Origin of the sequence: Streptomyces flavovariabilis (assembly GCF_000725785.1) — a bacterium.
Classification (GTDB): Bacteria; Actinomycetota; Actinomycetes; order Streptomycetales; family Streptomycetaceae; genus Streptomyces; species Streptomyces hawaiiensis.
In genome coordinates this window covers 124,954-136,168 of sequence record NZ_JNXD01000005.1, presented here as the reverse complement: position 1 = coordinate 136,168, position 11,215 = coordinate 124,954, and the positions used below count along the sequence as shown (strand labels likewise).

The 11,215-nt window shown below is 73.8% G+C and carries 12 protein-coding genes; 5 read left to right on the top strand and 7 right to left on the bottom strand.

The window, feature by feature from the left end; genetic code table 11:
• The first annotated feature begins 8 nt into the window (after window positions 1–8).
• Together sigJ and IO24_RS0111345 are read left to right on the top strand one after the other, a co-directional pair.
• The gene (gene sigJ, locus IO24_RS0111350; RefSeq protein WP_031134615.1) at window positions 9–959 is read left to right on the top strand and encodes an RNA polymerase sigma factor SigJ; all 951 of its coding nucleotides are present in this window, start codon (window positions 9–11) and stop codon (window positions 957–959) included.
• Between the two features lie 114 nt (window positions 960–1,073).
• Complete coding sequence (locus tag IO24_RS0111345) at window positions 1,074–2,291, top strand: NAD(P)/FAD-dependent oxidoreductase (protein WP_031134612.1); 1,218 nt, start codon at window positions 1,074–1,076, stop codon at window positions 2,289–2,291.
• A gap of 10 nt (window positions 2,292–2,301) precedes the next feature.
• Here IO24_RS0111345 and IO24_RS0111340 read toward each other — a convergent pair whose 3' ends face one another.
• Genes IO24_RS0111340 through modA form a run of 3 tightly spaced genes read right to left on the bottom strand, consistent with a single transcriptional unit; the run spans window position 2,302 to window position 5,044 of the window.
• Window positions 2,302–3,384 carry an ABC transporter ATP-binding protein gene (locus tag IO24_RS0111340; protein WP_031134610.1) on the bottom strand — a complete coding sequence of 361 codons (1,083 nt, stop codon included), beginning with the start codon at window positions 3,382–3,384 and terminating at the stop codon, window positions 2,302–2,304.
• Window positions 3,381–4,214: a molybdate ABC transporter permease subunit gene (gene modB, locus IO24_RS0111335; RefSeq protein WP_420823207.1), complete on the bottom strand. Its 834-nt coding sequence runs from the start codon at window positions 4,212–4,214 to the stop codon at window positions 3,381–3,383. The genes IO24_RS0111340 and modB overlap by 4 nt, the downstream gene beginning before the upstream one ends.
• Before the next feature lie 14 nt (window positions 4,215–4,228).
• Window positions 4,229–5,044, bottom strand: a complete 816-nt coding sequence (modA, locus tag IO24_RS0111330) for a molybdate ABC transporter substrate-binding protein (protein ID WP_031134605.1) — start codon at window positions 5,042–5,044, stop codon at window positions 4,229–4,231.
• A 318-nt stretch (window positions 5,045–5,362) separates the two neighbouring features.
• Here modA and IO24_RS0111325 point away from each other — a divergent pair, with 318 nt between their 5' ends.
• Window positions 5,363–5,668, top strand: coding sequence for a hypothetical protein (locus IO24_RS0111325; protein WP_031134603.1), 306 nt, complete (start codon window positions 5,363–5,365; stop codon window positions 5,666–5,668).
• An 8-nt stretch (window positions 5,669–5,676) separates the two neighbouring features.
• Here IO24_RS0111325 and IO24_RS0111320 read toward each other — a convergent pair whose 3' ends face one another.
• From IO24_RS0111320 to IO24_RS0111310, 3 genes are all read right to left on the bottom strand, one after another.
• The gene (locus tag IO24_RS0111320) at window positions 5,677–6,468 is read right to left on the bottom strand and encodes a hypothetical protein (RefSeq protein WP_031134601.1); all 792 of its coding nucleotides are present in this window, start codon (window positions 6,466–6,468) and stop codon (window positions 5,677–5,679) included.
• A 154-nt stretch (window positions 6,469–6,622) separates the two neighbouring features.
• The gene (locus tag IO24_RS0111315; RefSeq protein ID WP_031134600.1) at window positions 6,623–7,435 is read right to left on the bottom strand and encodes a PaaX family transcriptional regulator; all 813 of its coding nucleotides are present in this window, start codon (window positions 7,433–7,435) and stop codon (window positions 6,623–6,625) included.
• Window positions 7,436–7,450: 15 nt separating this feature from the next.
• Window positions 7,451–9,061 (bottom strand): AMP-binding protein, encoded by a 1,611-nt coding sequence (locus tag IO24_RS0111310; RefSeq protein WP_031134598.1) that lies wholly within the window; start codon window positions 9,059–9,061, stop codon window positions 7,451–7,453.
• A gap of 127 nt (window positions 9,062–9,188) precedes the next feature.
• On the opposite strand from IO24_RS0111310, the gene IO24_RS0111305 reads away from it, so the two are divergent.
• Together IO24_RS0111305 and IO24_RS0111300 are read left to right on the top strand one after the other, a co-directional pair.
• Window positions 9,189–10,370, top strand: coding sequence for an acyl-CoA dehydrogenase family protein (locus tag IO24_RS0111305; RefSeq protein ID WP_031134595.1), 1,182 nt, complete (start codon window positions 9,189–9,191; stop codon window positions 10,368–10,370).
• Entirely contained in the window at window positions 10,367–10,765 is a 399-nt protein-coding gene (locus IO24_RS0111300; RefSeq protein WP_031134593.1) for a RidA family protein, read from the top strand. Before IO24_RS0111305 ends, IO24_RS0111300 begins: the two co-directional genes overlap by 4 nt.
• 35 nt (window positions 10,766–10,800) lie before the next feature.
• Here IO24_RS0111300 and IO24_RS0111295 read toward each other — a convergent pair whose 3' ends face one another.
• Window positions 10,801–10,995 carry a DUF5999 family protein gene (locus IO24_RS0111295; protein ID WP_031134591.1) on the bottom strand — a complete coding sequence of 65 codons (195 nt, stop codon included), beginning with the start codon at window positions 10,993–10,995 and terminating at the stop codon, window positions 10,801–10,803.
• Window positions 10,996–11,215: the final 220 nt, after the last annotated feature.

Sequence of the window (11,215 nt, the reverse complement as noted above, 5' to 3'; positions counted from 1 at the left end):
TCCGGGGCATGGCCCTGAGCATGGCGGACGTGGACCGGTTCGAAGCCTTCAGGCCGCGCCTGGAGGCCGTGGCCTACCGGCTCCTCGGGTCGGCGAGCGAGGCCGAGGACGCCGTGCAGGAGACGTTCCTGCGCTGGCAGGGCGCCGACACCGACCGCATCGAGGTCCCCGAGGCATGGCTGACGAAGGTGCTCACCAACCTGTGCCTCAACCAGCTCACCTCGGCCCGTGCGCGGCGCGAGACCTATGTGGGGCAGTGGCTTCCCGAGCCGCTGCTCGCCGGCGACCCCATGCTCGGGCCCGCCGACACCGCCGAGCAGCGTGAATCGGTCTCGTACGCGGTGCTCGTGCTGCTGGAGCGGCTCTCCCCGAACGAGCGGGCGGTGTACGTGCTGCGGGAGGCCTTCGACTGCCCGCACCGGGAGATCGCCGAGATCCTCGACATCACCGAGGCCGCCAGCCAGCAGATCCTCCACCGTGCGAAGAAGCACATCGCGCAGGGCAGGGCCCGCACGCGCACCGAGGTCGACGACGCCGCCGCCCGCCGGATCATCGACGAGTTCCTCGCGGCCGCCGCCAGCGGCCGGACCGAGCCGCTCGTGCGGCTGCTCACCCAGGACGCCGTGTCGGTCGGCGACGGCGGCGGGAAGGTCCCGGCCCGCGCCAAGGCGTTCGAGGGTGCCCTCGCGGTCGCCACGTTCATGCGGGGCCTGTTCAAACCGGGCAAGGCCAAGCGTGCCCTGGTCGGCGGCTCTCCCTCGGTCTACGCGTCGACCGCCAACGGCGACCCCGCCGTCGTGGCCGTTCTCGACGGCCGGGTCATCGGCGTCATGTGCCTGGAGGTCACCGCGGACGGCATCGCGGCGTTCCGCAACCAGGTCAACCCCGACAAGCTCGAACGCGCGACCCGGCTGTGGGCCGCCGGCGACCACGGGGACCCCCTGTTCGACGCCTTCTGACCCGGCCGATCCCGATGTGAGGTGCTTCACATCGCGTTCCTGTCAGGAAACGGCGGGCCGCCCGGTTCAAGGGTCGAGTCCGCTACAGACAGCCGTCATGACAGGAGCCACGCCATGCAGCACCGCATCGTCGTCCTCGGAGCCGGCTACACCGGAGCCACCGCCGCCGGGCGCCTCGCCAGGCGACTGCACCGCGAAGACGTCGCCCTCACTCTCGTCAACGCCGAGCCGGACTTCGTCGAGCGCATCCGGATGCACCAGCTCGCATCCGGCCAGGACCTCGCGCCCAGGCCGCTCGGCGAGATGTTCGCGGGCACCGGCGTCGCACTGAAGCAGGGAAGGGTCACCGCCCTCGACGTCGACCGCAGAACCGTCACCGTCGCCGCCCTCGGCACCGACGGCACGGGGGAGCCCAGGGACGAGGAACTGGAGTACGACACCCTCGTGTACGCCCTCGGCAGCGGCTGGAACGACCAGGGCGTGCCCGGTACCGCCGAGCACGCCTACGAGATCGCCGGCCGCCCCGGAGCGCTCCGGCTGCGCGAGCGCCTGGCCGGCCTGGCCGCCGGGGAGCCCGTGGTCGTGGTCGGCGGCGGCCTCACCGGCGTGGAGGCCGCGACCGAGATCGCCGAGGCCCGCCCGGACCTCGACGTAGCCCTCGCCGCTCGCGGCGGCCTCGGCGACTGGCTCTCCGCCAGGGGCGCCCGGCATCTGCGCAAGGTCTTCGACCGGCTCGGCATCACCGCCCACGAACACACCGCCGTCACCACCGTCGAAGCCGACCGCGTCACCACCGCCGCCGGCACGGCTCTGCCGGCCGCGGTCACCGTCTGGACCACCGGCTTCGCCGTCCACCCGATCGCACGGGCCACCACCCTGGACGTCACCGGCACCGGCCGGATCGTGGTCGACCGGACCATGCGCTCGGTGTCGCACCCGGAGGTGTACGCCATCGGTGACGCGGCCCTGGTGATGGGTCCCGCGGACAACCCCCTGCGGATGTCGTGCGCCACGGGCATCCCGACCGCCTGGCAGGCCGCCGACTCCATCGCGGCCCGCCTGACCGGTGGCAAGCTCCCGGACGTCCCGCTGCGCTACTTCAACCAGTGCGTCTCGCTGGGCCGCCGGGACGGCCTGATCCAGTACGTCACCGCCGACGACCGCGCCGTCCGGGCAGCCCTGACCGGCCGGTTCGCCGCGCTCTACAAGGAACTCGTCTGCAAGGGCGCGGCCTGGGGTGCCGCCCACCCGATCGTCCTGCCGGCCCGGCGCCGCCGCGTCCTGCGTGAGGCCGTCGTCCCGGAGGGCTCGCCGGTCGGGGCTGCGGCCTGACCCACGGGGTTCAGACCGGGTAGGCGTGGGTCTGCGTCGCCTTCACCGTCGCCCAGACCTCCGCGCCCGGGTGGAGGTCGAGTTCGGCCGCGGCGACCGTCGTGAGGTCGGCGGCGAGGGGGAGTTCACCGGTGAGGTCGGCCCTGATCTGGTCGCCGTGGGTCTCCAGGCCGGCCACCTCGCAGCGCCACAGGTTGCGGGCGCTGGAGCCGGTGGGCCGGTCACGGTGGAGGGTGACCGCGCCGGGCGGGAACGCCACGAAGACCGGACCGGACAGGACCTCCGTGGTGGTGAGGACCGGCCCGTCGGCGAGACGGACGGTGTGGCCGTCGGCCTCGCCCCGATAGAGGTTCAGGCCGACCAGCTGCGCGATGTAGTCCGTGCGGGGGCGGCGGGCGATGTCGGCCGGGGTGCCCTCCTGGACGACCCGGCCGTGCTCCACGACCACCAGCCGGTCGGCCAGCACCATGGCGTCGAGCGGATCGTGGGTGACGAGCACGGCGACCGCCTCGAAGTCGGCCAGATGGCGCCGGAGCCGGGCGCGGACCTCCAGCCGGGTGCGGGCGTCCAGCGCCGCCAGCGGCTCGTCGAGGAGCAGCAGCCGGGGGCGGGTCGCCAGGGCCCGGGCGAGGGCGACGCGCTGGGCCTGGCCGCCGGAGAGCCTGCGCGGTTTGGCACCGGTGTGCGCCGCGAGGCCCAGGCGGTCGAGCCACTCGGCGGCCTGCGCCCGGGCCTCCGCCTTGGTCGCGCCCTGGCAGCGCGGGCCGAAGGCGACGTTGTCGAGGGCCGTGAGGTGGGGGAAGAGCAGGTAGTCCTGGAAGACGACACCGACGGGGCGGGCCTCCGGCGGCGTACGGTCCAGCTCCGTGCCGTCCAGCCGCAGATGGCCGCCGGAGAGCGGAGTCAGGCCGGCGAGGGCGCGCAGCGCGGTGGTCTTGCCCGCTCCGTTCGGCCCGAGCAGGGCGACGACCTCGCCGGGCGCGACGGTCAGCGCCACGTCGAGACGGAAGCCGCCGCGGTCCACGACGAGTCGGGCGTCGAGTCCGTCCGCCACGGCGCCGGCGGGCGCGTGCTGCTCCTGCGTCCCGGTCATCCGGCACGCATCCAGCGGTCACGCAACCCCGCCAGCACCGCGATCGACACCGCCAGCAGCACCAGGCTGAGGGCGATCGCGGCCTCCGGGTCGCTCTGCAGGGCCAGGTACACGGCCAGGGGCATGGTCTGGGTGCGGCCGGGGAAGTTGCCGGCGAAGGTGATCGTCGCACCGAACTCGCCGAGGGCCCGCGCCCAGGCGAGGACCGCGCCCGCCGCGATGCCCGGCGCGATCAGCGGCAGCGTGACCCGGCGGAACGCGGTGAAGCGGGAGGCGCCCAGGGTGGCGGCCGCCTCCTCGTAGCGGGGGTCGGCGGCCCGCAGGGTGCCCTCGACGCTGATGACGAGGAACGGCATCGCCACGAACGCCTCCGCGATCACGACCCCGGCGGTGCTGAAGGGCAGCGTGATCCCGAACCACGAGTCGAGCCACCGCCCCACGATGCCGTTGCGGCCGAGCGCCATCAGCAGTGCCACACCGCCGACGACCGGAGGCAGGACGAGGGGGAGCGTCACCAGGGCTCGTACGAGGCCGCGGCCGGGGAAGTCGACGCGGGCCAGCAGCCAGGCCAGCGGCACGCCGATGGCCAGGCTCACCGCGGTGGCCGCCGTGGCGCACAGCAGGGACAGCCTGAGGGCCTGCCACACGTCCGGACTGGTGAGCTGCGCGGGCAGGCTGTGCCACGGGGTCCGCACGAGCAGGGCGATCAGCGGCACGATCAGGAAGGCCAGGCCGAACAGCGCGGGGAGCAGCAGGGGCAGCGGGACGCCCGTCCGGACGCGCCGGCGCCGCGGACCGCCCCGGAGGGTGCCGGCCGCTTCGCGTGACATGTCGGTCGGGGAGGTCACGGCTTGAGGAACCCGGCCCCACTCAGGACCTTCTGCCCCTCGGCGGACCGCACCAGCGCGATGAACGCCTCGGCGGCCTCGGCGTTCCTCGCGTCCTTGAGCAGGGCGATCGGGTAGTCGTTGACGGCGTCGGCGGATTCGGGGAACCGCACGCCCTGCACCTTGTCACCCGCCGCCTCGACATCGGTCTTGTAGACGACGGCGGCGTCGGCCTCCTTCAGCTCCACCTTGGTGAGCGCGGCCTTGACATCCTGCTCGTAGGAGACGGGCGTGAGCTTCAGCCCGCTCGCGTCGAGGGCCTTGCGAGCCGCGGCGCCGCACGGCACCTCCTTGTCGCAGAGCACGACCTTCAGGCCCGGTGCGGTGAGGTCCTCGAGGGAGGAGACCTTGTGCGGGTTGCCCGGCAGGGTGGCGATCTCCAGCTCGTTGCGGACGAAGGCGACGGGCGGGCCCGAGGCGTCTCCGGCGTCCGTGACGATCTTCATCGTCTTGAGGCTGGCCGAGGCGAAGACATCCGCCGGGGCGCCCGCGGTGATGCTCGCGGCGAGGGAGTCGCTGCCGCCGAAGCTGAAGGTGACCTTCGTGCCGGGGTGCCTCTTCTCGAACCGCTCGCCCAGCGTCGTGAAGCTCTCCTGCAGAGAGGCCGCGGCGAAGACGGTCACCTCACCGGAGAGCTTGCCCGACCTGGAGGAGTCCGGCTGCGCCGAGGAGTCCGAGCCGGACGACGAGCAGGCACTCAGGGCCAGCAGGGCGGCGGCTCCCACCGCGGCCCCCTGGAGCGGGCGGCGGATCCGGCGCACGGTTCGGGTCATCACGGTTGCGCTCCCTCTGCTGGGCATGCGCCGATGATAATGCCGCAGATGCGAGGGGAAAGTCCCCTGTGGGTTCGCATGAGCCGGAGCCGGGATCCCTGAGGGTGGCATGTGCGTAAGTACAGAACGGCGCTGCCGTTTCCGGCCGCGGCACCGGCGGCGCGGAGGTTGACCTGTGAACGGGGCGGGCCGGCGGGCGCGCCGGCCGTCCGGCCCGCGCCGGCCGAAGGGGCGCACGCCATCGGTGCGCGCCGGAGGCGGCCGGCCCGTCCGTGCGACTGCCGGACCCGGGCCGCGGATCCCGTGCCGGAGACGCCGGTGCGACGCGCGGCGCTGGTGGTGGAGGACGGCCCGGTGGCGGCATACGGGCACGTCTCCGGCCGCGCCGCCGAGCCGACGCTGCTGCACCCGCCCCGCGCCGGCGGCCGAGGCCCCGTGCTCGGCCGGGCCCGTGCTCGGCCGGGCCCGTGCTCGGCCGGGCCCGAGCCCGGCCTGCGGCTGCCGCGGTCGCGACGGGCGGCGTGCGGAAACCCGCGCCCGGCACTGCGCGCGGCAGGCCGGTGGCCGGGCCGCTACGAGGACGGGGCGCGTCACGTCCTGGCGCGGTCCGTGTGGCTCGGCTGAGGGGCCGGCTACCCGTCGCGATGCCCGGGCCCGTGGTGCTCCAGGCCCCAGCGGCCGAGGAGCGCGCCGCCGTAGACGACGTAACCCACGCCGATGAGCCAGGACTCCACGACGAGGACCACACCGACCGCTCCGTAGCTGATGGCGTTGGTGACGATGAGGGGGGTGAAGACGAAGTAGGAGAACATGCGCAGGCCGCCCAGCCCCAGCACGGTGGCCACCGCCCCCGGGAGCAGGTCGCGCCAGCGGACCTGTCCGCCCAGCAGGAAGTGCTGCCCCCACCAGAAGAACAGCACACCGGACGCCGCGCTCAGCGCGATCCGCTCCGGTCCCGAGGCCAGGTCCCGCGTCTGCACCTCCTGGTACAGGTACGTGGTCACCGCGATCATCCACACCGCCTGCCGCCAGACCCGGTGCCACGGGCCCGAGGGCAGGCCCCAGATCCGCTCGTAGCCGTTCTGCACGCTCCCGCCGAACGCGACGCCGAAGACGGCGAGCGCCACCCCGCCGAGCACGCTCGTCGTGCCGATGACCTTGCGCGGCGGACTGATGATGTCCGTCAGCACCCGAGCGGACCGCCCGGACAGCCCCATGCCGTCGGCCAGCCACGAGGCGAATCCGCCCCGTCCCAGAGGGTCGGCGGCGGCGACCACGATCAGCAGCGGTGCCAGCGTGACCAGGGCGAGCGTGGCGAACCCCATGGCCCGGTGCAGCAACTCCACCTCGCGGCCCTGCCGGACGAGGGTGTGCGCACCGGCCCGCTCCCACTCGCCGCGCACCGAGCGCCCCCACCGCCTCACGGGAGCCGGTCCGCGCGGGCGCCTGCCGTCCTCGGTGGTGTGGTGACGGTCATCCCTCGGTCCGCCTCCCGCTGCGCGCTCCGTCCACTCGCGGACATCGTTTGACCGTTCCACAGCGGACCAAACGCGGCAAACCGGGCGGTGCCCGCGGAGGTCAGAGCCCCACGAACTCCGCCCCCGCGTCCCGCAGCCGCTCGTGCAGCCCCCGGAACACCGCCGACGAGCGGACTCCCGGCCAGTCGGCGGGAAGCAGTTCGGACGGCAGACCCGGGTCGGTGTAGGGGAGGTGGCGCCAGGAGTCCAGCGCGAGGAGGTAGTCCCGGTAGGCCTCCTCGGCCGGGGTGTCCTCGCGCTTCTCCCAGTCGTGCAGCACCGGCGCGTGGCGGTCGAGGAACGCCTCGTGCTCCTTGGCGATGGCGGCCAGGTCCCACCACCGGGCGACGGCCTCGGCGGTCGGGGCGAAGCCGAGGTGGTCGCCGCGGAAGAAGTCGACGTACGTGTCGAGCCCCAGCCGCTGGAGCGTGTGCCGGGTCTCCTCGTGCAGCCGCGCGGGCGCGATCCACACGCCCGGAGCGGCCGTTCCGAAACCGAGCCCGGCCAGCCGGGAGCGCAGTACATGCCGCTTCTGCCGTTCCGACTCCGGCACGGAGAACACCGCGAGCACCCAGCCCTCGTCCTCGGGCGGAGCCGAGGTGTAGATACGGCGGTCGCCGTCGTCGAGCAACTGCCGGGCGTCCGGGGACAGTTCGTACCCGGCCGCACCCTGGGCGGTGCGGGCGGGCACGAGCAGTCCGCGTCTCTTGAGCCGCGACACCGAGGAGCGTACGGACGGGGCGTCCACGCCGGCCGCGGCCAGCAGCCGGATCAGTTCGGCTACCGGCACGGGGCCCGGTACGAAGCGGCCGTACGCGCCGTAGAGCGTGACGATGAGAGACCGTGGTGCATGCTGGTCGGACACGTTGATCATCTTAGGTCGTACGGATCAGTCCCGGTCGCCTTCCGGTACCCCGTGGGCGCGCAGTCTGAACCGCTGGAGCTTGCCGGTGGCCGTGCGCGGCAGCGCGTCCAGGAAGACGATCTCACGCGGGCACTTGTACGGCGCCAGCTCGCTCTTCACGAAGGCGCGCAGCGCCTCGGCGTCCCGCCGCGCGCCCTCTCTGAGGACGGCGAAGGCCAGCACGACCTGCCCGCGGGCCTCGTCGGGCCGCCCCACGACCGCCGCCTCCACCACGTCCGGGTGCCGCAGCAGCGCGTCCTCCACCTCGGGGCCGGCGATGTTGTACCCGGCCGAGATGATCATGTCGTCGGCGCGGGCGACGTAGCGGAAGTAGCCGTCGGGGTCGCGGACGTAGGTGTCGCCGGTGATGTTCCAGCCGTCGCGCACGTAGTCCCGCTGCCGCGGGTCGGCGAGGTACCGGCAGCCGACCGGTCCGCGTACGGCGAGCAGCCCCGGCTGCCCGTCGGGTACGGGCCGGCCGTCCGCGTCCTGCACGCGCGCGTCCCAGCCCGGCACGGGAACGCCCGTGGTCCCGGGCCGGATCCGGTCGTCGGCCGCCGAGATGAAGATGTGCAGCAGCTCGGTCGCGCCGATGCCGTTGATGACGCGCAGGCCCGTGCGCTCGTACCAGGCCTGCCAGGTGGCCGCCGGCAGGTTCTCGCCGGCCGAGACGCAGCGGCGCAGGGAGGAGACGTCGTACCCGTCGAGCTCGTCGAGCATCGCGCGGTACGCCGTCGGCGCGGTGAACAGCACGGAGACCCGGTGCCGGGCGATCGCGGGGAGCAGCTGCCGGGGCCCCGCCTGTTCGAGCAGCAGCGCACTCGCGCCGGCCCGCAGCGGGAAGACCACCAGCCCGCCGAGACCGAAGGTGAAGCCCAGCGGGGGACTGCCCGTGAACAGGTCGTCCGCTCCGGGCTTCAGGACGTGCCGGGAGAAGGTGTCGGCGATCGCCAGGACGTCCCGGTGCAGGTGCATACAGCCTTTGGGGCGGCCGGTGGTGCCGGAGGTGAAGGCGATCAGTGCCACGTCGTCGGCCGCCGTCGCGACGGCCCCGTACGGTGTGCCGGGCGCCGGGCGGTTGAGGAGGTCGTCCGGGGCGTCACCGCCGTAGGCCGTGATCCGCAGGCCGGGGATCTCGGCCTTGGCGAGGTCGTCGACGGCCCGGATGTCGCACAGGGCGTGCCGCACCCGCGCGATCTCGCACATCGTGCTCAGCTCGTGCGGGCGCTGCTGGGCGAGCACCGTGACCGCCACGGCCCCCGCCTTCAGCACCGCCAGCCAGCATGCCGCGAGCCAGGGCGTGGTGGGGCCGCGCAGCAGGACCCGGTTGCCGGGGACGACACCGAGTTCACCGGTGAGCAGATGCGCGACGCGGTCCACGCGGGCGCGCAGTTCGCCGTACGTCCACGTCTCGTCGGTGGCGGTGAGGAACGCCGGGCGGTCGCCGGGCGCTCCGTTCAGCAGCTCGGCGGCGCAGTTGAGCCGTTCGGGGTAGTGCAGCTCCGGCAGATCGAAACGGAGCTCGGGCCATTGGTCCGGGGGTGGCAGATGGTCCCGGGCGAAGGAGTCGACGTGGGCCGTGCCCCGTGGATTCATACGGTTCGCCCCCTTGGCGTGGTGGGCTCGCCCCTGGAGCGTATCGTGTTGGTGACGACAGTCAACGGTCCGCGATAGCCTCGGAGTGGCCCAGCCGGAACGCAGGGTGGCGGAGAAGGGACCGGCGATGACCGCATTCTCGCTCGAACCGGAACAACTCTCCTGGTGTGCCGAACTGCGCACCCTGGCCGCGGAACGGCTCCGCCCGCTGGCCGACAAGGGTGAACCAGGGCACGTGAACCGGCCCCTGGTCGCCGAACTGGGCGGCCTCGGGCTGCTGGGGCGCCTGTTCACCTCGGGTGCGCTCGACCTCTGCCTGATGCGCGAGTCCCTGGCCTACGCCTGCACGGAGGCCGAGACGGCCCTGGCCCTCCAGGGCCTCGGCGCCCACCCGGTCCACACCCACGGCACCCGGGCGCAACGCACCCGCTGGCTCCCCGGGGTCACCGACGGCACGGTGATCGCGGCCTTTGCGCTGAGCGAGCCGGGAGCGGGGTCGGACGCGGCGGCGCTGGAACTGCGAGCGGAGCCGGACGCCGCACAGGGCGGCCGGGCATCGGCCGGTACGGCACTCACCGCCGCCCCCGACGGCACCGCCCGCTGGCGCCTCACCGGTGAGAAGTGCTGGATCTCCAACGCCCCCGAGGCGGACTTCTACACCGTCTTCGCCCGGACCACCCCGGGTGCCGGGGCCCGTGGCGTCACGGCCTTCCTCGTGCCCGCCGACCGGCCGGGCCTGACCGGCCGCGCTCTCGACATGCTCTCGCCGCACCCCATCGGCGCCCTCGGCTTCGACGCCGTGCCCGTGACGGCCGACGACGTGCTCGGCGAGGTGGACCGCGGCTTCCGGGTCGCCATGGGGACGCTCAACCTGTTCCGGCCCAGCGTCGGCGCGTTCGCCGTCGGCATGGCCCAGGCGGCTCTCGACGCGACCCTCGCCCACACCGCCGGCCGGGACGCCTTCGGGGGCAAGCTGCGGGACCTGCAGGCCGTCGCGCACCAGGTCGCCGAGATGGCCCTGCGCACGGAGGCGGCGCGGCTGATGGTCCACGCGGCGGCCTCGGCGTACGACGCGGACTCCCCGGAGGTGCCCCGGCGCTCCGCCATGGCGAAACTGCTCGCCACCGAGACCGCGCAGTACGTCGTCGACACGGCCGTCCAGTTGCACGGTGCCCGGGCCCTGCAACGCGGCCACCTGCTCGAACACCTCTACCGGGAGGTGCGCGCCCCGCGCATCTACGAGGGGGCCAGCGAGGTGCAACGCGGCATCATCGCCAAGGAGTTGTACGCCCGTCAGGAGGCCCCGTGAGCACCGAACGCGTCAACCCGTCCGAGCTGTCCCCGCCGGCCGGCTTCTCCCACGCGGTCGTGGCCACCGGGTCACGGGTGGTGTTCCTCGCGGGGCAGACCGCCCTCGACACCGACGGCAAGGTGGTCGGACGGACCCTGCCCGAGCAGTTCGGGAAGGCCCTCACCAATCTGCTGACCGCCCTCAGCGCGGCCGGCGGCACACCGTCCGACCTGGCCCGCGTCACCGTCTACACCACGGACGTCGAGGCGTACCGCGCGCACGCGGTGGAACTGGGCCGCCTGTGGCGCGCGTCGGCCGGTCGCGACTATCCCGCGATGGCGGTCGTCCAGGTCGTCCGGTTGTGGGACGCGGAGGCGATGGTGGAACTGGACGGCTTCGCCGTCCTGCCGTAGGGCGACCGTCGTGCCGCCGTGGAGCGGCCCTCCGGTCAGGCCGCGACGGCCAGCCCCCGCGCCGTCACCCGGCGCGGCTGCACCACGCGTCCGTCCGGAAGCAGTTCACCGGTGTCGTCGAAGACGACCGTCCCGTCGCACAGCAGGCTCCAGCCCTGCTCGGGGCGGGCCGCCACGACGTGCGCGGCGGGGGAGTCGGTCGCGGAGCACAGGGGCTGGTGGGCACACATGGCGCACCTCCACGTCGGTAGGGCCATTCGAAGGATTCGCATGACTCGTACAGACAGACCATCCTCCCGTCCCGAACTCATCGGAACGGCCCGGCGGGAAGCGTGACACGCCCAGGACATTCCCAGGACGGCCCCGCGACGGCCGGCGCGGACTCGCCACCGAAGGGGTGAGGACCACGGGCGCCCGCCCGGCGAGCCGGGTACGAGTGGAAACCACACT

Bases quoted from the DNA above. Each gene is read 5' to 3' on its own strand.
- sigJ (WP_031134615.1), top strand. From the start codon at position 9: ATGGCCCTGAGCATGGCGGACGTGGACCGGTTCGAAGCCTTCAGGCCG.
- IO24_RS0111345 (WP_031134612.1), top strand. From the start codon at position 1,074: ATGCAGCACCGCATCGTCGTCCTCGGAGCCGGCTACACCGGAGCCACC.
- IO24_RS0111340 (WP_031134610.1), bottom strand. From the start codon at position 3,384: ATGACCGGGACGCAGGAGCAGCACGCGCCCGCCGGCGCCGTGGCGGAC.
- modB (WP_420823207.1), bottom strand. From the start codon at position 4,214: ATGTCACGCGAAGCGGCCGGCACCCTCCGGGGCGGTCCGCGGCGCCGG.
- modA (WP_031134605.1), bottom strand. From the start codon at position 5,044: ATGACCCGAACCGTGCGCCGGATCCGCCGCCCGCTCCAGGGGGCCGCG.
- IO24_RS0111315 (WP_031134600.1), bottom strand. From the start codon at position 7,435: ATGATCAACGTGTCCGACCAGCATGCACCACGGTCTCTCATCGTCACG.
- IO24_RS0111310 (WP_031134598.1), bottom strand. From the start codon at position 9,061: ATGAATCCACGGGGCACGGCCCACGTCGACTCCTTCGCCCGGGACCAT.
- IO24_RS0111305 (WP_031134595.1), top strand. From the start codon at position 9,189: ATGACCGCATTCTCGCTCGAACCGGAACAACTCTCCTGGTGTGCCGAA.
- IO24_RS0111295 (WP_031134591.1), bottom strand. From the start codon at position 10,995: ATGTGTGCCCACCAGCCCCTGTGCTCCGCGACCGACTCCCCCGCCGCG.